Source organism: Mesorhizobium sp. M2A.F.Ca.ET.037.01.1.1, from assembly GCF_003998075.1.
In the GTDB taxonomy this organism is placed as follows: Bacteria; Pseudomonadota; Alphaproteobacteria; order Rhizobiales; family Rhizobiaceae; genus Mesorhizobium.
On the sequence record NZ_RZSA01001796.1, the window covers coordinates 1 to 459 of the forward strand.

The 459-nt window shown below is 64.5% G+C and carries 1 protein-coding gene; it reads right to left on the minus strand.

Going from position 1 to position 459, the window contains the following annotated elements; translation table 11 throughout:
- Window positions 1–459: asparagine synthase-related protein (locus EOA27_RS39865; protein WP_245491436.1), on the minus strand; the 459-nt coding region annotated here is incomplete at both ends.

Sequence of the window (459 nt, forward strand, 5' to 3'; positions counted from 1 at the left end):
GGCCGGCCCATAGATGGTCAGGAACTTGAAATAGAGCGGAAGCATGCCGTCGCCATAGGTGTTGGCCGCGCTGCGCAACTCGCGCCAAAGCTCCAGCCATCTGCCGGCATTGGCGAGCTCGTGAAGGTGTCCGTGGCCCTGCGAGACGACCTCGTCGCCGCCGTGTCCGTCGAGCAGCACCTTGACGCCCTTTGCGCCCGCCGTCCGGTAAAGGTCGCGCGTCAAGGACAGGCCGGGCGCCAGGAACGTGCCTTCCTGCTCCTCCAGGATGCGCTCGAACTCGGCGAAGGGTGCGTAGTTGCCGACGGCAATCAGCGTGGCGTCGAGCGGATTGCCGTCGAGCACCGCATCGATGAACGGCTTCTCGTCCATGGAGGAGCCCTTGTCGAACACCAGCGAGAAGGTCTTGAGCTTCGGGTTGCCTGTCGCCGCTGCCCTGAGGCTTGCAAGGCATGTGAT